Origin of the sequence: Pseudomonas sp. FP1740 (genome assembly GCF_030687165.1) — a bacterium.
In the GTDB taxonomy this organism is placed as follows: Bacteria; Pseudomonadota; Gammaproteobacteria; order Pseudomonadales; family Pseudomonadaceae; genus Aquipseudomonas.
Window position 1 is genome coordinate 5,709,663 of sequence record NZ_CP117461.1, and the last position, 20,120, is coordinate 5,729,782.

Sequence of the window (20,120 nt, forward strand, 5' to 3'; positions counted from 1 at the left end):
ACTTACTGTATTTGTCGCCACATGATGCGACGGCCGCTGCCGCCACCGGATTTTTCCACCAGAGTGGTCACGCCACCACCGGAGTCGTTCACAATCTTGCGGGTTGCGTCATTGACGACCGCGTTCAGGGTCGGGATACCACCGGTGAAGATCACCCCGCTGGAAATCGTGTCGTTGCCATCGACCACCCCGTCGGCATTGGTGTCGAGTACCGCGTAATTGAGCATCTTACCGCTGAACGCATCGAGTTCGACCAGTTTGCCGGTACCGAAGCTGGCACAGGGGTCCACGGTATCCACGCTGAGCGTGGTAAAAACAATTCGCCCCGATACCAGACTGGCCTGATAGATCACCCGCTCCCCCGTCAGCACGTTGTTGTATACCAGGGGCAAGTACCAGCCTTTCTTGGCCGGGTAGGTCACCTCGTTCTGGCTGGTGGTGATGAATTGCCCGGTACTGCCCGAAAACACGCCGGTCACCGCCTGCACCTGCAAACTGGAAACGGTGATTTGTCCTGCGCCCCCCTCGGCATCCCATACCGCGTAGAACGCCTGCAGATCCTTGTTGGTCTTGTCGGCAACCTCATTGAATTTGCCGGTGCCGAAAAACACCTCCTTGCCGCCCAACACGTGATCCGCCAGCAACGGTTGCGCGGTAATCGGCTGGGTCGCGCCACCTGCAGTGGTGAACAACGGCTTGCCGGAAAACGCCACGCCCCAGGTGTCAGGGGTGGTGCCACTCAAATCGAACTTCCACAACCGCCCTTTCAGATCGCCCCCATAGGCAGCCTGCACCACATTCTGCGAGTTGACCCTGAGCTTCACCGACGAGAGGCCGTTGGTGGTTTCGGTACTGTCGACCACGATTTTCTTGATCAGCGAGCCGTCGCGAATATCCACCACATACAACGCTGCCACCCCGGAGTTGCTGCCATAGCCGTTGGAGATAAACGCGGCCCAGCGACCATCGGCCAAGCGTGCCACTTCGGGGCGCGCATAGGCATAACCCAGATCATTGAAAACGTTCGCTGTGCTGGCCGTGGCCGGTGCACTGATTTCCCACAGCGCTTTAGTTTCGTTACCGGCCGATGCGTCGAACAATTGCAGCGCATAGAAGGTTTTGCCCCCCGCCCCTGTTCCGCCAATCGCCAGGGTTTTCCAGGCGCTGTTGAGCTGAGCATCGAACACGCCGACCTGGCCATCGACCAGAAACTTGTGGCTCACACCGTTGATGTAATTGGGATCGGCGATGTCGTTCAACGATGGCAGCACGCTGGAGGGCATGTAGGCATAACGCCTGACACCATTGGCCGAGTTGATGATGTTTACAAAACCGTCGTTGGCATTCACCACCAGGCTGGCATTCATGTTGGCGGCTTTGGTGGTCAGGTAAGTGCTGTAGCTGGTGTCTGCCACCAGATCGGACGCGGTTTTGTCCGTGGGTGAGGCCAGCACGAGTGGCGAATTGATGATGTCGCCCAGCAATACACTGCGAACTTTCAGCCCGGTTTTGTTGATGCCCTTGCTCCACTCCACCAGATCGTTGCCGTTGATGCCAGTGGGCAGCCCCTGGTTGAGGGCTGTCTGCTGCGCCGCAGAGAAATTGCTGTAAGCCAGGGTGACCGCTGCGTTGGTTTGCGTGTTCCAGGACTGGTAGGTCGGCGCAGTGGCGGCGGGCACGATGGTGGTGTCGGTCGTCCACAGCACAGCGGCGGTGTTAACCGCGCCCGCCGACGTGAAGCCAAAGGACTTGATCGTACCCCGCCAGTCCTTGGGATCGTAGCTGGTCTGGAAATAGCTCGAGTCGCTGGTCAGGGTCGTGCCGCTGGCCACGCCACTGCCACCTGAGCCGGCCTTGGAAGTGATGTCGCTCAGGGCTGCAGACAATGCATTGTTAAGTCCCGCACTGTCGCTCGCCTGGTAGTACTTGCCCTGCCCGTAGGTCGCGGCATCCGCCAACATCTGGTTTGCAGCGGTGAAACCCACGGTATAGGTGTTCATGTTCTGCCTGGGAAAATCCACCGCGTCCCAGCTTTTGCCCGCGGCATCGGTTCCCGTGGAACGCATGTCGATATCGAAGGCGAACTTGGCAATGTCATCCAGGTACAGGGTGTCGCCCTCATTGTCGCCTGAAGGGTCAGCCCCATCGTTACTGCTGATCCCGTCCCAGTTCGGTAACCGGCTGCCACCCAGCGGATCGTCGGTCGGAAAGGTTCGGTCGTAGGTCGGCAGACCATCGGTGATCACCACCCCGTAGTTTTTCTGGCAACGGTACTGAATCGGACTGGTATAGGTGTCGGGCGTCGAGTTGTTGTACGGCGCCATGCCACGGAAATAACGAGTGATCTCGTAATAGGCTTCCGCCAGCGGCGTATTCGCTTGCGCGCTCAACTCGTCGATCCCGGCGATCAGTGAGGTGTAATTGGTATCGGCCTGAGCCTGGGTCACAGTGCCGCTGACCGCCGATAAATCGCTGATCGAGCGGGCGATGTAACCGCCGTCATCCTTATGGTTGCCGACCGCCAGGTTGAACGTCGACAGGCCGATGCGTAGCGAACGGTTATTGGCCACAAACGTCTTGGAAACGTTGCGCGCCACGTTCATCCGGTAATCGTTGGGGATCGAGCCGTCGGTGAAGTCCCGGTCAGTGTTGTTGGCCAGGCTGATCAGGTAGGACAAATAATTCGCCGTATACCGCGTGTCCTCGCTTCCCACCGGGTCGGGAAGCTTCAGGCAAAGCGAATCCAGACCGAGAAGGCTGTTTTTATAAAAACCGTACCATCCGGCCTTCGTGCATGTTCCATGAGTCAAACTCGACAAGGCGATATTGTTATCGGTCATGTCCAGGTCGCGGCCTTTCAGGCAGGTACCATTGGAGAGACAAATAGTCACCGGGGTGCGTGCGACCGTCGGGTCGAAACCGGCTGCCCAGATAATGTTGTTCATACTCCCCGAGTCATCGAGCAGCAGCATCACATTGGGAGGCACGGCGGCGGCGCTCAACAGCGGAGAATCCGAGGGCGTGAAGGCGTAGGTCGGCGCGGCCAGGTAAAGGCTCAAGGCCGCGCCGCAGAGCAGCTGCAGTAACCAACGGCGCCAGCCTGTGCGGGTCTCAGTACTTCGCATAAATACTCTCCACCACACTGCGCGAGCTGCCCGCGATGCCCACGGCGGTCACCCGATAAAGGGTTGCCGACGTGTTGCTCGGCACATTCACGGCAGTCAGGGTAGTGCCAATGTTCTGCACTCCGTAAAAGCCGCTACCGGAGGCGATCCAGTTCACCCCCGAGGTGGAGTTGAACCCGGCGGCGGTAATGACCGACGCCTCGGCCGGCGGTGCGCACTGGCTGGTGCCACTGCAGACCGGCAATGAGTAGGAGTTCAGTTGCACCGCGCTTTCGCCGACCCGCAACGCCGCTTCCGCGCCCTGGAACGACTGGTTGCGCAGGATCACGCTGCTGGTCATTTTCTCCTGCAACGTGGCGCTCTGCATTGACGAGAGACCGATCAATGTCAGCACCAGGAGAAACACCAGGCTGACCAGCAGCGCCATGCCGCGCTGGGCGTGAGAGGTCATGGGTACACGATTCATCGGCCCTTCCCTCATGGCAACCGGTTGCGCAAGGCGGCAACCACGTTGAAGGTTTGATTGCGTACCCGATTGTTCGGGTCGGTGAGGGTCAGCGTCAGCCGTACACTGCGGATTCGCGCCGGATCGGACGGATTGCTGCTGTAGGTGGAGGCGGATGTATCCGTGGCCGAACTGGCGAGGCCGAAGCTCACGCCGAAGGCACTGACGTTATTGATAAGCACCGCCTGAGTCGGTGTGCCGCTGCCAGTGCCCATCAGCAGCTGATTGTTGCTGAAGCTGTAGATCAGCCGTCGGACCGGAAACGCCAACTGCCCCGTCGTCGGCGTGCGTGCACCGGAGTAGGCCGTCGCGGCGTTGCGGCAATCGGAAAGGACGGTCCAGGTCGGTACCCCGCCACTGCCGCCGACATCTGCAGTGACCAGGGTCAATTTGAGGTTGGCATTGTCCCAACTGATCGGTGTGAGCCGGCTGGCATTAAAATCCCCAGCCGAGCTGGCATCGGTAATCGTACCCAGGCAACCGAACATGCCGACCATGCGAATTTCCTGAATCATCTTGCTCAGGACGAACCGCGCATCTTCCTGCATCCCGGCGGCGGTGTTCTGGCTGACGTAGGTGTTTTTTGCCGCGATGAAAATCTGCGCCACGCCCAGGACCACGATCAGGCTCAACGCCAGGGCGATCAGCAATTCGATCAGGCCGAAACCTCTGCTGGTTCTGCTCATGGTGTCGTCGCCGGATCAACGGTGGCGCGGCTGGTGAGGACGAAACTGCGGCGCGAATCGGCGATATTGGCGGCCCGGGAGTCGTCCCAGGTAATGGTGATGGTGTACACCCGCTGGTTGCGGACGATGCTGCCGGTGGCCGTGGCGCCGCCGAAATTGACGATATTGGTGGTGAAATCGTAGAGGTCCTGATCCCGGGCCACGCTCAGGTTGCCCGAGGTCGGTGGCGTGACGGTGTAATCGGCGCCGGAGTTGGCGCGAATGCGGTCCATCATGTCGTAGGCGATAAAACTCGCCTGACTGGTCATCCGCGAGCTGTCGGTGTATTTCAGCGCATTGAGCTGAATCGCCGCCGCGCCCAGCAGCCCCACAGCCAGCACCAATAACGCGACCAATACCTCGATCAGCGTCATGCCCTCCTGTGCACGCTTGCTCCATCCCCTCATCCGCAACTTCCACCCAATAGAATTCGTCCGTTCAAGCACACGTTCAGCGTCCTGTTTTGCGCCCCCAGTACATAACTGATCACCACCGCCGTGGACGGCGCCGCCAAACCGCCCAGATTGTTGAAATCAATGGCGGTCACTCCTGAGGTTAGCGTCAGAGTTGCCCCACTGCTCATCGCCGGAACAACCCGCAATACATTGGCCGGATTACCAGTGCCGTCATAAACGCTCAGCTCGCCGGTCCAGACACTGCCGCCGGCCGTCGGGCGAACCCGGGTAGTGATGCCTCGGTCGATCGCCTCTAGCCGTGCGTAATTGAGCGCGTGCTGCAGGTCGCCGAGCTCGGTGTCAGCCTTGGCGCTTTGCACCGAACGGGTAAACGCCGGAACGGCCAGTGTAATCAGGATCAGAAACACCGCGAGCGTGACCAGCAGCTCGATCAGCGTGAAACCTTTTGTACGATGATCCATCAGTGCCCTCCGTTGCCGTCGGCTATACCTGCTTCTACACGCTAGAACATTCGACCGACAGATGTACGGTTGTTTTGCCATTACTCGCGCAAGGATCGCGCGGACCGCAGCACTCCATGGAGGGAGATGATATGCGTCAGCAAGGTTTCAGCCTGATCGGACTGCTCATGGGACTGACAATTGTCGGGATTGTTCTGCACTTGGTCAGTCCGGCGTTCGCTGCACTGACGGAATCGAATCATCGGGAGCAGGCGGCCGAGTCGCTGATCAGCGGGATCCGGCAGGCCAGAACCCTGGCCATAACCCGCAACCAGAACGTGGTCATTCATGGCATCAACGGCGATTGGAGCCAGGGCTGGCGGATCATTCTGGACATCAGCGGCAAAGGGCCAGAGGACAGCAGCAATCCGCTACTGGTCGAGCGCGCAGGTGATGCGCGAACGCCGATTGTCGGCAATTGGTGGGTCAGGCGTTTCGTGCGGTTCAGCAGTCTGGGCCAACCGCTGATGCCCGGGCGGGCATTTCAGGCAGGGACGCTACATATTTGCTCGGCTCGCGAGCCGGTCAGCCAGCTCCAGGTGGTGCTGGCGGCGAGCGGTCGAGTGCGCCTGGCCAACCGTAAGGCTGAGCAGGCGCTGTGTCGAAAGGCGAAAAGTATTACAGCAGCGAACGCACGCGCAGCTCTTTAGGCATGGAGAAGGTGATGTTCTCCTCGCGACCGGCCAGTTCATCGGCACCCGTGGCACCCCAGGCCTGCAGTTGCTGGATCACGCCACGCACCAGCACTTCCGGAGCGGAGGCACCGGCCGTGATGCCAATACGCTCGACACCGTCGAACCAGCTCTTTTGCAGGTCTTCAGCACCGTCGATCAGATAGGCCGGGGTGGCCATGCGTTCGGCCAGTTCACGCAGACGATTGGAGTTGGAGCTGTTCGGGCTGCCGACCACCAGCACCACGTCGCACTCGTCCGCCAGTTGCTTGACAGCGTCCTGACGGTTTTGCGTGGCGTAGCAGATGTCGTCCTTGCGCGGACCACCGATCGCCGGAAAACGCGTACGCAGGGCGTCGATCACGCGACTGGTGTCGTCCATGGACAGGGTGGTCTGGGTAACGAAAGCCAGCTTTTCAGGGTTGTTCACCTGCAATTCGGCGACATCTTTCTCGTCTTCGACCAGATAGATCGCGCCACCATTGCTGCCATCGTACTGGCCCATGGTGCCTTCGACTTCCGGATGGCCGGCATGACCAATAAGGATGCATTCACGGCCGTCACGGCTGTAACGCGCGACTTCGATGTGCACCTTGGTCACCAGCGGGCAGGTCGCGTCGAACACCTTCAGGCCACGACCTGTGGCTTCGGTGCGCACGGCCTGGGAAACGCCGTGGGCGCTGAAGATCACGATCACGTCATCCGGCACCTGATCCAGTTCCTCGACGAAGATCGCCCCGCGGGCACGCAGGTCTTCGACGACGAATTTATTGTGGACCACTTCGTGGCGCACATAGATCGGCGGCCCGAAGACTTCCAGGGCGCGGTTGACGATTTCGATCGCCCGGTCCACGCCGGCGCAGAAGCCACGGGGGTTGGCGAGTTTGATTTGCATGCTGTGCCTCGTGTCTTGCGCGCAAGAAGTTAGATCATTGTAGGAGCAGAGCTTGCTCGCGAAAGCGGTGTGTCAGTCAACATTGATGCTGAATGTGATGACGCCTTCGCGAGCAAGCTCTGCTCCTACAGGTGACCGTATTCGGTCAGTTATAACGCTTTGACGTTGATGATCTCGACGTCAAAGGTCAAGGTCTTACCGGCGAGCGGGTGGTTGAAGTCGATGGTCACTTGCGCGTCATCGAATTCCTTCACCACGCCTGGCAGCTCGGTATTGGCCGCATCATTGAAGATCACCAGCAATCCTGGCGACAGTTCCATGTCCTGGAACTGCGAGCGCGGGATGATCTGCACGTTTTGCGGGTTAGGCTGGCCAAAGGCGTTTTCCGGCTCGATGGACAGGCTGCGCTTGTCGCCGGCCTTGAAGCCGAACAGCGCGGCCTCGAAGCCTGGCAACAGGTTGCCGTCACCGACCTTGAAGGTCGCCGGGGCTTTGTCGAAAGTGCTGTCGACGGTGTCGCCGTTCTCCAGGCGCAATGCAAAGTGCAAGGTGACTTCCGTGTTCTGGCCGATACGTTGTTCAGCCAATACCTGTTCAGTCATGAACGGTTTCTCCGGTCTTCTTACTTTTGAACATATCCAGCGCAAGCATCACGGCACCGACAGAAATAGCACTGTCAGCAAAGTTGAACGCCGGGAAATACCAGCGGTTCTGCCAATGCACCAGAATGAAATCAATCACATGCCCCAGGGCAATGCGGTCATAAAGATTACCCAGCGCGCCACCCAGCACCAGGGCCAGCGCAATCGCCAGCCAGGTGTCGTTGCGCCCCAGGCGCTTGAGCCAGATCACCAGCACCGCACTGACCACCACCGCGATCAAGGCAAACAACCAGCGCTGCCAGCCGGAGCTGTCAGCCAGGAAGCTGAACGCCGCCCCGGTGTTGTAGGCCAGGGTCCAGCTGAACAAATCGGGGATCACCACGATTTGCTGGTACATCTCGAGCTTGCCTTCGAAGTAGAACTTGCTGGCCTGGTCAATGACCAGGACCAGCAAACTCAACCAGAGCCAGCTCAGCCGTCCGAAACGGCCAGCCGCATTAGGCATAGTGACGAACCTCGCCCGCGCCGCTGATGTTGTCGACGCAACGACCGCAGATTTCCGGATGTTCAGGGTTCACACCGACGTCGTCACGGCAGTGCCAGCAACGGGCGCACTTGGCGTGAGCCGACTTGACGATCTTGAGCTTCAGGCCGCTGACTTCGGTGACCACGGCATCGGCCGGTGCCTGCACCAATGGCGCAACACTGGCGGTCGAAGTGATCAGCACGAAACGCAGCTCGTTGCTCAGCTTGGCCAGGTCGGCGCTCAGCGCGTCTTCGGCGAACAGCGTCACTTCGGCTTGCAGGTTGCCACCGACGGCCTTGGCTGCACGCTGGATTTCCATTTCCTTGTTGACCGCAACCTTGACCGCCATGATCCGGTCCCAGTAAGCGCGATCCAGCTCGAAGCCTTCTGGAAGCTCGCTCAGGCCTTCGTACCAGGTGTTGAGCATCACAGACTCGTTACGCTCACCCGGCAGGTATTGCCACAGCTCGTCGGCGGTGAACGCCAGGATCGGCGCGATCCAGCGCACCAGCGCTTCGCTGATGTGGAACAGCGCGGTCTGGCACGAACGACGGGCCTTGCTGTCGGCGCCAGTGGTGTACTGGCGGTCCTTGATGATGTCCAGGTAGAAACCGCCCAACTCCTGCACGCAGAAGTTGTGGATCTTGGAGTAAACGTTCCAGAAACGGTATTCGCCATAGTGTTCCTGCAGCTCGCGTTGCAGCAACAGCGTGCGATCCACCGCCCAACGGTCCAGGGCGAGCATTTCTTCGGCCGGCAGGAGGTCGGTGGCCGGGTTGAAACCGGTCAGGTTGGAAAGCAGGAAGCGCGCGGTGTTACGGATGCGCCGGTAGGCGTCCGCACTGCGTTGCAGGATCTGCTCGGAAACCGCCATCTCACCCGAGTAGTCGGTAGATGCTACCCACAGACGCATGATGTCGGCGCCCAGGGTGTCGTTGACTTTCTGCGGCGCGATCACGTTGCCCAGGGACTTGGACATTTTGCGACCGGATTCGTCGACGGTGAAACCGTGGGTCAGCAGTTCGCGGTACGGAGCGTGGTCGTCGATGGCGCAACCGGTCAGCAACGATGAGTGGAACCAGCCGCGGTGCTGGTCCGAACCTTCCAGGTACAGGTCGGCGCGTGGGCCGGTCTCGTGACCCATCGGGTGCGAACCGCGCAGGACGTGCCAGTGCGTGGTGCCCGAGTCGAACCAGACGTCCAGGGTGTCGCTGATCTTGTCGTACAGCGGCGCTTCGTCACCGAGCAACTCGGCGGCGTCCATCTTGAACCAGGCTTCGATGCCTTCGACTTCGACGCGCTGGGCGACGATTTCCATCAGTTCGACGGTGCGTGGGTGCAGTTCGCCGCTTTCCTTGTTCAGGAAGAACGGGATCGGCACGCCCCAGTTGCGCTGACGGGAGATGCACCAGTCCGGACGGTTGGCGATCATCGAGTGCAGGCGCGCCTGGCCCCAGGCCGGGACGAATTTGGTGTCTTCGATGGCTTTGATCGCGCGTTTGCGCAGGGTGTCGCCCGCTGCTGGCTCTTTGTCCATGCCGATGAACCACTGCGCGGTGGCGCGGTAGATCAGCGGGGTCTTGTGACGCCAGCAATGCATGTAGCTGTGTTCGATGGTGGTGGTGTGCAGCAGCGCGCCGACTTCGGTCAGTTTATCGACGATGGCCGGGTTGGCCTTCCAGATGAACTGGCCGCCGAAGAACTCCAGCGATGGCACATACACACCATTGCTTTGCACCGGATTGATGATGTCATCGTTGACCATGCCGTACTTCTTGCAGGTCACGAAGTCATCTACGCCGTAGGCTGGCGAGGAGTGAACCACGCCGGTGCCCGCGCCCAGCTCAACGTAGTCGGCCAGGTAAACCGGCGACAGGCGATCGTAGAACGGGTGACGGAAGTTGATCAGTTCCAGCGCTTTACCGGTGGTGGTGGCGATCACCGAACCTTCCAGGCTGTAGCGGGCCAGGCAGGATTCGACCAGTTCTTCAGCCAGTACCAGCAGCTTGTCGCCGACGTCGACCAGGGCGTAGTTGAACTCCGGGTGAACGTTCAGCGCCTGGTTGGCCGGGATGGTCCACGGAGTGGTGGTCCAGATCACGATCGAAGCAGGCTTGGCCAGCGATGGCAGACCGAACGCGGCCGCCAGTTTGGCTTCGTCGGCGATCGGGAAGGCCACGTCGATGGTCGCGGACTTTTTGTTCTCGTACTCAACTTCCGCTTCAGCCAGGGCCGAACCGCAGTCAAAGCACCAGTTCACAGGCTTCAGGCCCTTGAACACGAAGCCACCCTTGACGATTTCCGCCAGGGCGCGGATTTCACCGGCCTCGTTTTTGAAGTCCATGGTCTTGTACGGGTTGGCGAAGTCGCCCAACACGCCCAGACGGATGAATTCGGACTTCTGGCCTTCGATCTGCTCGGTGGCGTAGGCACGGCACAGTTCGCGGGTCTTGTCGGCGCCCAGGTTCTTGCCATGGGTCACTTCGACTTTGTGCTCGATCGGCAGACCGTGGCAGTCCCAGCCCGGAACATAAGGTGCGTCGAAACCCGACAGGGTTTTCGAGCGGATGATCATGTCCTTGAGAATCTTGTTCAGCGCATGACCGATGTGAATCGTGCCGTTGGCGTACGGAGGACCGTCGTGCAGTACGAACTTCGGACGATCCTTGCCAATCTCGCGCAACTTACCGTACAGGCCAATGCTGTCCCAGCGCTGCAGAATCTGCGGTTCGCGCTGAGGCAGGCCGGCCTTCATTGGGAAGGCGGTGTCCGGAAGGTTTAGCGTGGCTTTATAGTCGGTCATTTAAGGCTCTTCATTAGCGATTGGCGCTAGGTGCGACAGGGCACGGGCGGCGGCGATATCCGCATTGATCGCCGTCTTAAGCGCCTCCAGAGAGGCGAAACGCTGCTCTTCACGCAGCTTGTGGTGGAAAACCACCGTCAAACGCCGGTCATACAGATCGCCGGCAAAATCTAAAAGGTGCACTTCGAGGTGGGCTTTGCCATCCCCTTCGACCGTTGGCCGCACACCAATATTGGCGACGCCTGGCCAGGTCTTGCCATCGATGTCGACGCTGACCAGGTAAACCCCGCTCAACGGCACACGACGACGTTTGAGTTGCACGTTGGCCGTGGGCGTACCCAACTGGCGCGCCAGCTTCTGGCCATGCAGGACCCGACCGGCAATCCGGTACGGGCGACCGAGCAGTTGCTCGGCCAAGGCGAAATCGGCGGCGGCCAGGGCATTGCGGACCTGAGTGCTGCTGACACGAATGCCGTCCAGCTCGACGGTCTGCGCCGCTTCGACGGTAAAGCCCTGAAGGACGCCGGCCTGTTGCAAGTAGTCGAAATCCCCCAGCCGATCGCAGCCAAACCGGAAATCGTCACCGACTTCCAGATGCTGCACGCCGAGGCCGTCCACCAGAATGGTATCGACGAACGCCCTGGCGCTGAGTTTGCTCAGGCGATGGTTGAAAGCCAGGCACAACACCCGGTCTACACCCTCTTCGGCCAGCAGCTGCAGTTTGTCCCGCAGGCGGGCCAGACGGGCCGGAGCGGTGTCCGGAGCGAAGAACTCCCGCGGCTGCGGCTCGAAAATCACCACGCAGCTGGGTACGCCCAACTCGAGCGCACGCTCTCGCAGCCGGACCAGGATAGCCTGGTGGCCACGGTGAACACCGTCAAAGTTGCCAATAGTGGCGACACAGCCCCGATGCTGGGGGCGCAGGTTGTGGAGGCCTCGAACCAGCTGCATAACGCGCTTCTTGCTCATAAAGTGGTCGATTATAACCACACCCGGCGGCCGACGACAGGCAACACCGTAACCCAAAGTAATCGAGCCGACAAAACTGCCGGTTCGCCCATGATTATCGAGATAACGTCTTCAGCTCAAGGCCTTGCGATTGAAGTCGCGCAAACGAAAGCCCATCAACAGCAACATGCCGAAATACGCCACGACGCCTGCGCTCACCAATGCACCCAGACGCAGCAGCCGCTCAAGCATAGGCCCCTGCCCCCAGGCCGGCATAAAGTGCATCGCACCCAGCAATACTGCTGACATCACCGCTACCGCCACCAGCAATTTGAGCCCGAACTTCGCCCAGCCCGGTTGCGGCTGATACATCTGCTGCTTGCGCAGTTGATAAAACAGCAAACCGGCGTTGATGCAGGCACCCGCGCTGATGGCCAGGGCCAGGCCAGCGTGCGCCAGCGGACCGATCAGCACCAGGTTGAACAGCTGAGTGACGATCAGGGTGAAAATCGCGATTTTCACCGGCGTGCGGATGTTTTGTTGCGCATAGAAGCCCGGCGCCAGCACTTTAATCACGATAATCCCCAGCAAGCCGACAGAATAAGCGATCAGCGCGCGCTGGGTCATGGCCGCATCGAAAGCGCTGAACTGGCCATACTGGAACAGTGAAGCCGTCAGCGGTTCAGACAAAATCCCCAGCGCCAGGGCGCACGGCAACACCAGCATGAAACACAGGCGCAGCCCCCAATCGAGGATCCGCGAGTATTCGTGGCGATCCTGGCTGGCATAGGTCTTGGCCAGCGTCGGCAACAAAATCGTGCCCAACGCCACACCCAGCACGCCGGATGGCAATTCCATCAGGCGGTCGGCGTAATACATCCATGACACGGAGCCGGCCACCAGAAACGAGGCAAAAATAGTATTGATGATCAGCGAAATCTGACTCACCGAAACGCCGATGATCGCGGGCAGCATCTGTTTCATGACCCGCCAGACACCGCTATCGCGCAGGTTCAAACGCGGCAGTACCAGCATGCCGATTTTTTTCAGGTGCGGCAGTTGATAGAGCAGCTGCGCCAGCCCACCCACCAGAACGGCCCAGCCCAGCGCCATCACCGGCGGATCGAAGTACGGTGTCAGGAATACCGCAAAGATGATCATGCTGACATTGAGCAGGGTCGGCACGAAGGCCGGCACCGAGAAGCGGTTCCAGGTGTTGAGGATCGCCCCGGCCAGCGACGACAGGGAGATCAGCAATATATAAGGGAAAGTGACCCGCAGCAGATCGGTTGTCAGCTGGAATTTTTCCGGAGAATCGACGAATCCCGGTGCCGTGGCCCAGATGACCCAAGGGGCGGCGAACATACCCAACGCAGTGACCAGCGCCAGTACCAGCGTCAGCAGGCCTGAGACGTAGGCAATGAAGGTTCGCGTCGCCTCCTCGCCCTTCTGGCTTTTGTATTCGGCAAGAATCGGCACAAAGGCCTGGGAAAACGCCCCCTCAGCGAAGATTCGCCGCAGGAGATTGGGCAGTTTGAAGGCGATAAAGAAGGCGTCGGTCGCCATTCCCGCGCCAAATGCACGAGCGATTAGAGTGTCACGAACAAACCCCAACACCCGGGAAAGCATCGTGATAGAGCTGACAGCGGCCAACGATTTGAGCAGATTCATTGAAAGAGTTTGTGCCTGTCGATAAACAGCAGGCGAACAACGCGCCCACTTATGCGATACTCCGCGCCGCAACAGCACAGAGCCAAAGCTCGCGAGTTTACAGGTCGCGCGCCGGAAAGAAATATCCAGCGCACCGTCCCCTTGAAAACGTAGCGAGCGAAGGCAAGACAAGGCGAAAGCAGGCGAGAAAGCGGAGTTGACTTTAGTCAATGAGCATTTCGAGTCTGCTTTCAACGCTGTATTGCCGAGCGCAGTAGTTTTCATGGGGCCGGAACCGGCCACTTAGCGGAACGTCTCTTCCGCCCTTGACAAGACATCAACTCATCGGCATGATTCGCGGCCTATTTTGTTTGCTATTTCCTAAAAAGTCTTTCGAGGAGCTCGACGGTGGCCAACACACCTTCCGCCAAAAAACGTGCAAAACAGGCTGAGAAGCGTCGCAGCCACAACGCCAGCCTGCGTTCCATGGTTCGTACCTACATCAAGAATGTAGTTAAAGCCATCGACGCAAAAGACGCTGCTAAAGCTCAAGCTGCTTACGTTCTGGCCGTGCCAGTTATCGACCGCATGGCCGATAAAGGCATCATCCACAAGAACAAAGCTGCTCGCCATAAGAGCCGTCTGAATGGCCACGTCAAGGCCCTGAACGTTGCCGCTGCTGCCTAAGCGACGCGCTCGTTAAAAAACCGACCTCAGGGTCGGTTTTTTATTGCCTGCGATTTATTAAATACAATGCAAAAAAAATGTGGGAGCAAGCAGGCTCGCCCCCACACTTGGACCGTCGCTATCTTACTGAGCGTGCGTCCATGGCAGAATCGGAATCGCCGTCACCGCATTCTGCGGACTGCCCTCGATCAAACGATCGCTGTAGACCAGATACACCAGGGTATTGCGCTTCTTGTCGAGGAATCGCACCACCTGCATAGTCTTGAATACCAGCGAGGTGCGCTCCTTGAATACCTCCTCGCCATCCTTGAGCTCACCCTTGAAGCTGATCGGCCCGACCTGGCGACATGCAATAGACGCCTCAGCGCGATCCTCGGCCAATCCCAGACCACCTTTCACGCCACCCGTCTTGGCACGCGACAGGTAACAGGTCACGCCCTCCACTTTCGGATCATCAAACGCCTCGACAACAATACGGTCGTTCGGGCCGACGAATTTGAACACCGTCGACACCTGGCCAATTTCCTCGGCCGAGGCCAGCAACGGCATCGCCAACAACAAGCCCAATAATCCTTTTGCCACACGCATTCAGGTATTCCTTCAGACCAGAATCAGGTTATCGCGGTGCACCAGTTCCGGCTCCGCCATGTAACCCAACAGACCGATAATCGCCTCAGACGACTGACCGATGATTTTTTGTGCTTCCAGAGCACTGTAGTTAGCCAGGCCACGAGCGATTTCACGACCGTCCGGCGCCACACAGACCACCATTTCGCCGCGACGGAAGCTGCCCTGGACCAGCTTTACACCTACCGGCAGCAAACTTTTGTTGCCCTGAGACAGCGCGGTCACCGCCCCCGCGTCCAGCACCAGCGTACCGCGAGTCTGCAGATGCCCGGCCAGCCACTGTTTGCGGGCCGCCAGCATGCCGCGCTCAGGCGACAGCAAAGTGCCGATGCGCTCGCCAGCCTTGAGGCGATCCAACACTCGCTCAATACGCCCACCAACGATGATGGTGTGCGCACCAGAGCGCGCCGCCAGACGCGCAGCGCGCAGCTTGGTCTGCATGCCGCCACGCCCCAGCGCACCGCCAGTGCCACCAGCTACCGCATCGAGCGCCGGATCATCGGCCCGCGCCTCATAAATCAGCTTGGCGTCGGGATTGTTGCGTGGATCAGCATCGAACATGCCATCGCGATCGGTGAGGATCACCAGCAAATCGGCTTCGACCAGATTCGCCACCAGCGCCGCCAACGTATCGTTGTCGCCGAAACGGATTTCGTCAGTGACCACAGTGTCGTTTTCGTTGATCACCGGGATCACCTTCAATTCGACCAGCGCACGCAAAGTGCTACGAGCATTCAGGTAGCGCTTGCGGTCGGACAAATCGTCGTGAGTCAGGAGAATCTGCGCGGTATGCCGACCATGTTCGGCGAAGCTCGACTCCCAGGCCTGCACCAGCCCCATTTGACCGATGGCGGCAGCCGCCTGCAACTCATGCATCGCACTGGGTCGCGAGGTCCAGCCCAGACGGCTCATGCCCGCCGCCACTGCCCCGGAGGACACCAGCACCAGCTCAACGCCCGCCTCATGCAGGGCAACCATCTGCTCGACCCAGACACCCATTGCTGCGCGATCCAGGCCCTTGCCGTCCGCCGTCAGCAAAGCGCTGCCGATCTTCACGACCCAACGCTGCGCACCTGTCACCTTGCTCCGCATCATCTTCAACCTTAGCTTGAGGGCAGCGCGACCTGGCACTGCCCGTGACGTTATTCGTGGTTCTTCGTGACCAACAGTCGATTTCCAGATACTAAAACGCCGCTCCAGTGAGCGGCGCTTAAGTTTATCGCAACGAATCAGTCACGCACGTAAATGATTTCCGGACCGTCTTCGTCATCCACATCTTCTTCGTCCCAATCGTCGTCACCGATATCATGGACCGACTTCACGCCGCTGCGGCGCAGAGCACGCTGATCGTCCAGCGCCTGCAACTGAGCGCGAGCTTCATCTTCGATGCGCTGATCGAGCTCAGCCAGCTCTTCCTTGTAGGCGGGGTCGTTAGCCAGGCGATCGGCGCGATCTTCCAGGTAACGCATGATGTCGTGACACAGACGCTCGGTGCCCTGCTTGGCGATCGCCGAGATCACATAGACCGGACCGGTCCACTCCAGACGATCAACGATCTCCTTGACGCGAGCATCGTGCTCTTCTTCAAGGATCTGGTCGCACTTGTTCAGCACCAGCCAGCGATCACGCTCAGCCAGGGACGGGCTGAACTTGGTCAGCTCGCTGACGATCACTTCAGCGGCATCCGGCGCACTGGTGTCATCCAGCGGCGCCATGTCGACGAGGTGCAGCAGCAGACGCGTACGCGACAAGTGCTTGAGGAAGCGAATCCCCAGGCCTGCGCCGTCGGAAGCACCTTCGATCAAGCCCGGAATATCCGCGACCACGAAGCTCTTCCAGCGATCGACACTGACCACACCCAGGTTCGGCACCAATGTGGTGAACGGGTAGTCGGCGACTTTCGGCTTGGCAGCCGACACCGAGCGAATGAAGGTACTTTTACCGGCGTTCGGCAAACCGAGCAGACCGACGTCCGCCAACACCTTCATTTCCAGTTTCAGGTCGCGCTGCTCACCCGGCTTGCCCGGCGTAGTCTGGCGCGGCGCACGGTTGGTACTGGATTTGAAACGAGTGTTACCCAGACCGTGCCAGCCGCCCTGAACCACCATCAGCTTCTGGCCGGCCTTGGTCAGGTCGCCGATGACTTCCTGGGTGGCAGAGTCGATCACTGTGGTACCGACCGGCACCCGCAGGATCAGATCCTCACCTTTTTTGCCGGTGCAGTCGGTGCTGCCACCGTTGGAACCGCGCTCGGCATCGAAGTGCCGGGTGTAACGGTAGTCGACCAGGGTGTTCAGGTTTTCGTCGGCCATCATGTAGATGGAACCGCCATCACCACCGTCGCCGCCGTTCGGGCCGCCGTTTTCAATGAATTTTTCTCGACGGAAACTCATGCAACCGTTGCCACCGTCGCCGGCCTTTACTCGAATCGATACTTCATCAACAAACTTCATAACAAAACGCCTCTCGCCATACGGACGAGCCGAAAAACAACCAAGACATAAGACTCTTGCAAAAATGAGCGCAGCGACCTCAATCAACGACCGCCAATACAGCGCTGGAGCCCATCACAAACAGCTTTGCAAGAGACTCACCCCACAAACGAAAAAGCCCCGTCGCAAGACAGGGCTTTTCCAGCGATCGCGCAATTAAGCTGCGACGACGCTCACGTAACGACGACCGAAGGCGCCTTTTACTTCAAACTTGATCACGCCTTCGATTTTCGCGAAGAGGGTGTGATCTTTACCCATGCCAACGCCGTAGCCAGCGTGGAATTGGGTGCCGCGCTGACGCACGATGATGTTACCGGCCTTGATGACCTGGCCGCCATACATCTTCACGCCAAGGCGTTTGGCTTCTGAGTCGCGACCGTTACGGGTACTACCACCAGCTTTTTTGTGTGCCATGAGTTCAATTCTCCTAGTGAGGAATTAGGCTGATTAAGCCTGAATACCGGTGATTTTGATCTCGGTGTACCACTGGCGGTGGCCCATACGCTTCATGTGGTGCTTACGGCGACGGAACTTGATGATGCGGACTTTATCGTGACGACCTTGGGAGATCACTTCAGCCACAACGGTAGCACCAGGAACAACTGGAGCGCCGATATTCACGTCGTCGCCATTGGCAACCAACAGAACGCGATCAAAAGTTACGGATTCGCCGGTAGCGATTTCCAGTTTTTCGATCTTCAGGTATTCACCTGGAGCAACTTTGTACTGCTTGCCACCAGTAACGATTACTGCATAAGACATGGTATTTCTCCGATAATCCTGCTCACCCAGCTCTTTATAAGAAGAGGTATTGGCTGGCATGGCTGCATAAGGCTGGAAGGCCAGTTTGCAATTGCGTAAGGCAGGTGCTGCCCAGGAAGTTCAGGGTGCGCGATTGTACGCAAGCTACTCTGGCGTTGCAAGTGGCCGTCCATCGCGCCTTGACAGGCCCGGACGTGGGTCCTAGCATGCCGCGCAACCCTTCTGGAGCAACTGTCGCTGATGCAACCCCAAGCTTTCTACCGCGCGGTGGCGGACGATTTTAGCGCCGTCGACGGCATCATCAAGAAGCAGCTGACTTCCCGAGTGCCGCTGGTATCGAAAATCGGCGACTACATTACCTCGGCTGGCGGCAAACGCCTGCGTCCTTTGCTCGTGCTGCTATGCGGCAAGGCACTGGGCCGCGAAGGCGATGACCTGCGCCTGCTGGCCGCGACCATCGAATTCCTGCACACCGCCACTCTGCTGCACGACGACGTCGTCGACATGTCCGGCATGCGCCGTGGCCGTTCGACCGCCAATGCCATGTGGGGCAACGCGCCGAGCGTGCTGGTGGGCGACTTCCTGTATTCGCGTTCTTTCGAAATGATGGTCGAACTGGGCTCCATGCCGGTGATGAAGATCCTTTCGCAAGCCACGCGCATCATCGCTGAAGGCGAAGTGTTGCAGCTGTCGAAGGTTCGCGACGCCAGCACCACCGAAGAAACCTACATGGAAGTCATCCGCGGCAAAACCGCAATGCTCTTCGAGGCTTCGACCCACAGTGCCGCGGCCCTGGCCGGTGCCTCGCCGGAACAGAGCGAAGCACTGCGTACCTTCGGCGATCACCTGGGGGTGGCCTTCCAATTGGTCGACGACCTGCTGGACTACCGTGGCGACGCCGAGACCCTGGGCAAGAACGTCGGTGACGATCTGGCCGAGGGCAAGCCGACGCTGCCGCTGATCTACACCATGCGCGAAGGCACTCCGGAGCAAGCTGCACTGGTTCGTCAGGCGATCCAGAAAGGTGGCATCGAAGACCTGGAAAGCATTCGCGAAGCGGTCGAAGCTTCCGGCTCGCTGGATTACACCGCGCAACTGGCCCGCGACTACGTGGCCCGTGCGATCAAGTGCCTCGACGCCCTGCCCGCCAGCGAATACCGCGATGCGCTGGTGGAATTGAGTGAGTTCGCGGTCGCTCGCACGCACTGATATTCACAGCAAAATCAAAAGATCGCAGCCTTCGGCAGCTCCACATGGGTACACCAAGGAGCTGCCGGAGGCTGCGATCTTTTGCTGTTCGCTCCCTCCTGCGATAAATCCCTATATAATGTGCGCTTTTTAGCCATCCTGAATCCAAGGAGCTTTAGTGAGCACGTTGCCACCCTGCCCGAAATGCAATTCCGAATACACCTACGAAGACGGCGCACAGCTGATCTGCCCGGAGTGCGCCCATGAGTGGTCCGCCAACGGCGAAGCCGAAGTAGCGTCCGACGATACCGTGAAAAAGGACTCGGTAGGCAACGTCCTGCAGGACGGCGATACCATCACCGTGATCAAGGACCTCAAGGTCAAAGGCACTTCCCTGGTGGTCAAGGTCGGCACCAAGGTCAAGAACATCCGCCTGTGCGATGGCGACCACGACATCGACTGCAAGATCGACGGCATCGGCCCGATGAAGCTCAAATCCGAGTTCGTCAGAAAAGTCTGAGCCCGCTGTATTCCATCCCGCGCCCTGCGTGGGATGGTGCTTTGCCCTTCCCCGCCTCACCCAGCACTCCTCGCAATAGCCAAACGCCAGCCGTTTTGACCTTACGCAATCCTTACCCGATAAAAAACGCAAACCGCCAATAGGCCCTTGCTATTTAATGAATAGGAATTATTCTCATTGAACCCCATCAATGGAGATGAGACCCATGACTTATTTGATCGATGCCTGGCTGGACCGCCCACATCCCTACCTCAGAATCCTGCATCGGGAAACCGGGGAAGTCTGTGCGGTGCTTGAAGAAGAAGCCTTGAACGAGCTGCAGGATCAAGGTGATCTGGACGTCAACGGCCTGAGTTCCAGTGAGCCGGTGGTGCTCAAGGAACTGGTGCGCAATCTGTTTCTGTTTTGCTATGCCCGGGCGTTGCGCCCGAGTCATGATCTGAATACCAAGTTCGAGGTATGAAGATCATTTGTAAAA

21 protein-coding genes are annotated in these 20,120 nt (G+C 59.1%); 5 read left to right on the forward strand and 16 right to left on the reverse strand.

Annotated features, from left to right (window positions below; genetic code table 11):
• Nucleotides 1–2 precede the first annotated feature (2 nt).
• From PSH69_RS25640 to PSH69_RS25660, 5 genes are read right to left on the reverse strand one after another with little or no spacing between them, the layout of a single operon-like run.
• Nucleotides 3–3,125, reverse strand: coding sequence for a pilus assembly protein (locus PSH69_RS25640; RefSeq protein WP_305410186.1), 3,123 nt, complete (start codon nt 3,123–3,125; stop codon nt 3–5).
• Nucleotides 3,112–3,591 carry a PilX N-terminal domain-containing pilus assembly protein gene (locus PSH69_RS25645; protein WP_305410187.1) on the reverse strand — a complete coding sequence of 160 codons (480 nt, stop codon included), beginning with the start codon at nt 3,589–3,591 and terminating at the stop codon, nt 3,112–3,114. The genes PSH69_RS25640 and PSH69_RS25645 overlap by 14 nt, the downstream gene beginning before the upstream one ends.
• Before the next feature lie 11 nt (nt 3,592–3,602).
• On the reverse strand, nt 3,603–4,316 hold the full coding sequence (locus PSH69_RS25650; RefSeq protein WP_305410188.1) for a PilW family protein: 714 nt from the start codon (nt 4,314–4,316) through the stop codon (nt 3,603–3,605).
• Complete coding sequence (gene pilV, locus PSH69_RS25655) at nt 4,313–4,762, reverse strand: type IV pilus modification protein PilV (RefSeq protein WP_086945906.1); 450 nt, start codon at nt 4,760–4,762, stop codon at nt 4,313–4,315. Before pilV ends, PSH69_RS25650 begins: the two co-directional genes overlap by 4 nt.
• Nucleotides 4,759–5,232, reverse strand: a complete 474-nt coding sequence (locus PSH69_RS25660) for a GspH/FimT family pseudopilin (protein WP_105343785.1) — start codon at nt 5,230–5,232, stop codon at nt 4,759–4,761. The genes pilV and PSH69_RS25660 overlap by 4 nt, the downstream gene beginning before the upstream one ends.
• Before the next feature lie 131 nt (nt 5,233–5,363).
• Here PSH69_RS25660 and PSH69_RS25665 point away from each other — a divergent pair, with 131 nt between their 5' ends.
• A complete protein-coding gene (locus PSH69_RS25665) occupies nt 5,364–5,921 on the forward strand; it encodes a GspH/FimT family protein (RefSeq protein ID WP_305410189.1) in 558 nt (185 codons plus the stop codon).
• Here the strand turns inward: PSH69_RS25665 and ispH are convergent.
• The 6 genes from ispH to murJ all read right to left on the reverse strand — a co-directional run bounded on the left by ispH (nt 5,890) and on the right by murJ (nt 13,387).
• Nucleotides 5,890–6,837, reverse strand: a complete 948-nt coding sequence (gene ispH, locus PSH69_RS25670) for a 4-hydroxy-3-methylbut-2-enyl diphosphate reductase (RefSeq protein ID WP_018925888.1) — start codon at nt 6,835–6,837, stop codon at nt 5,890–5,892. The genes PSH69_RS25665 and ispH overlap by 32 nt on opposite strands.
• Nucleotides 6,838–6,986: 149 nt before the next feature.
• Nucleotides 6,987–7,424, reverse strand: coding sequence for an FKBP-type peptidyl-prolyl cis-trans isomerase (gene fkpB, locus PSH69_RS25675; protein WP_177318289.1), 438 nt, complete (start codon nt 7,422–7,424; stop codon nt 6,987–6,989).
• A gap of 7 nt (nt 7,425–7,431) precedes the next feature.
• A complete protein-coding gene (lspA, locus tag PSH69_RS25680) occupies nt 7,432–7,944 on the reverse strand; it encodes a signal peptidase II (protein ID WP_019581266.1) in 513 nt (170 codons plus the stop codon).
• Entirely contained in the window at nt 7,937–10,768 is a 2,832-nt protein-coding gene (ileS, locus tag PSH69_RS25685) for an isoleucine--tRNA ligase (RefSeq protein WP_305410190.1), read from the reverse strand. The genes lspA and ileS overlap by 8 nt, the downstream gene beginning before the upstream one ends.
• Nucleotides 10,769–11,719 carry a bifunctional riboflavin kinase/FAD synthetase gene (ribF, locus tag PSH69_RS25690; RefSeq protein ID WP_305410191.1) on the reverse strand — a complete coding sequence of 317 codons (951 nt, stop codon included), beginning with the start codon at nt 11,717–11,719 and terminating at the stop codon, nt 10,769–10,771.
• A gap of 129 nt (nt 11,720–11,848) precedes the next feature.
• Entirely contained in the window at nt 11,849–13,387 is a 1,539-nt protein-coding gene (gene murJ / locus PSH69_RS25695; RefSeq protein WP_305410192.1) for a murein biosynthesis integral membrane protein MurJ, read from the reverse strand.
• A 387-nt stretch (nt 13,388–13,774) separates the two neighbouring features.
• On the opposite strand from murJ, the gene rpsT reads away from it, so the two are divergent.
• Nucleotides 13,775–14,053, forward strand: a complete 279-nt coding sequence (gene rpsT, locus PSH69_RS25700; RefSeq protein WP_007901883.1) for a 30S ribosomal protein S20 — start codon at nt 13,775–13,777, stop codon at nt 14,051–14,053.
• Between the two features lie 123 nt (nt 14,054–14,176).
• Here rpsT and PSH69_RS25705 read toward each other — a convergent pair whose 3' ends face one another.
• The 5 genes from PSH69_RS25705 to rplU form a co-directional block, all read right to left on the reverse strand.
• A complete protein-coding gene (locus PSH69_RS25705; RefSeq protein WP_018925883.1) occupies nt 14,177–14,641 on the reverse strand; it encodes a CreA family protein in 465 nt (154 codons plus the stop codon).
• 12 nt (nt 14,642–14,653) lie between these two features.
• Nucleotides 14,654–15,772: a glutamate 5-kinase gene (proB, locus tag PSH69_RS25710; protein ID WP_007938428.1), complete on the reverse strand. Its 1,119-nt coding sequence runs from the start codon at nt 15,770–15,772 to the stop codon at nt 14,654–14,656.
• 137 nt (nt 15,773–15,909) lie between these two features.
• The gene (cgtA, locus tag PSH69_RS25715; protein ID WP_018925882.1) at nt 15,910–17,133 is read right to left on the reverse strand and encodes an Obg family GTPase CgtA; all 1,224 of its coding nucleotides are present in this window, start codon (nt 17,131–17,133) and stop codon (nt 15,910–15,912) included.
• Between the two features lie 195 nt (nt 17,134–17,328).
• On the reverse strand, nt 17,329–17,586 hold the full coding sequence (gene rpmA / locus PSH69_RS25720; RefSeq protein WP_003228360.1) for a 50S ribosomal protein L27: 258 nt from the start codon (nt 17,584–17,586) through the stop codon (nt 17,329–17,331).
• A 33-nt stretch (nt 17,587–17,619) separates the two neighbouring features.
• Nucleotides 17,620–17,934 (reverse strand): 50S ribosomal protein L21, encoded by a 315-nt coding sequence (gene rplU, locus PSH69_RS25725; RefSeq protein ID WP_007901869.1) that lies wholly within the window; start codon nt 17,932–17,934, stop codon nt 17,620–17,622.
• Nucleotides 17,935–18,174: 240 nt separating this feature from the next.
• Between rplU and PSH69_RS25730 the strand changes: the two genes are divergently transcribed.
• The 3 genes from PSH69_RS25730 (at nt 18,175) to PSH69_RS25740 (ending at nt 20,105) form a co-directional block, all read left to right on the forward strand.
• Nucleotides 18,175–19,143, forward strand: coding sequence for a polyprenyl synthetase family protein (locus PSH69_RS25730; RefSeq protein WP_030129461.1), 969 nt, complete (start codon nt 18,175–18,177; stop codon nt 19,141–19,143).
• 157 nt (nt 19,144–19,300) lie between these two features.
• The gene (locus PSH69_RS25735) at nt 19,301–19,642 is read left to right on the forward strand and encodes a zinc ribbon domain-containing protein YjdM (RefSeq protein ID WP_007938431.1); all 342 of its coding nucleotides are present in this window, start codon (nt 19,301–19,303) and stop codon (nt 19,640–19,642) included.
• Nucleotides 19,643–19,847: 205 nt separating this feature from the next.
• The gene (locus PSH69_RS25740) at nt 19,848–20,105 is read left to right on the forward strand and encodes a hypothetical protein (protein WP_018925879.1); all 258 of its coding nucleotides are present in this window, start codon (nt 19,848–19,850) and stop codon (nt 20,103–20,105) included.
• The last annotated feature ends 15 nt before the right edge of the window (nt 20,106–20,120 follow it).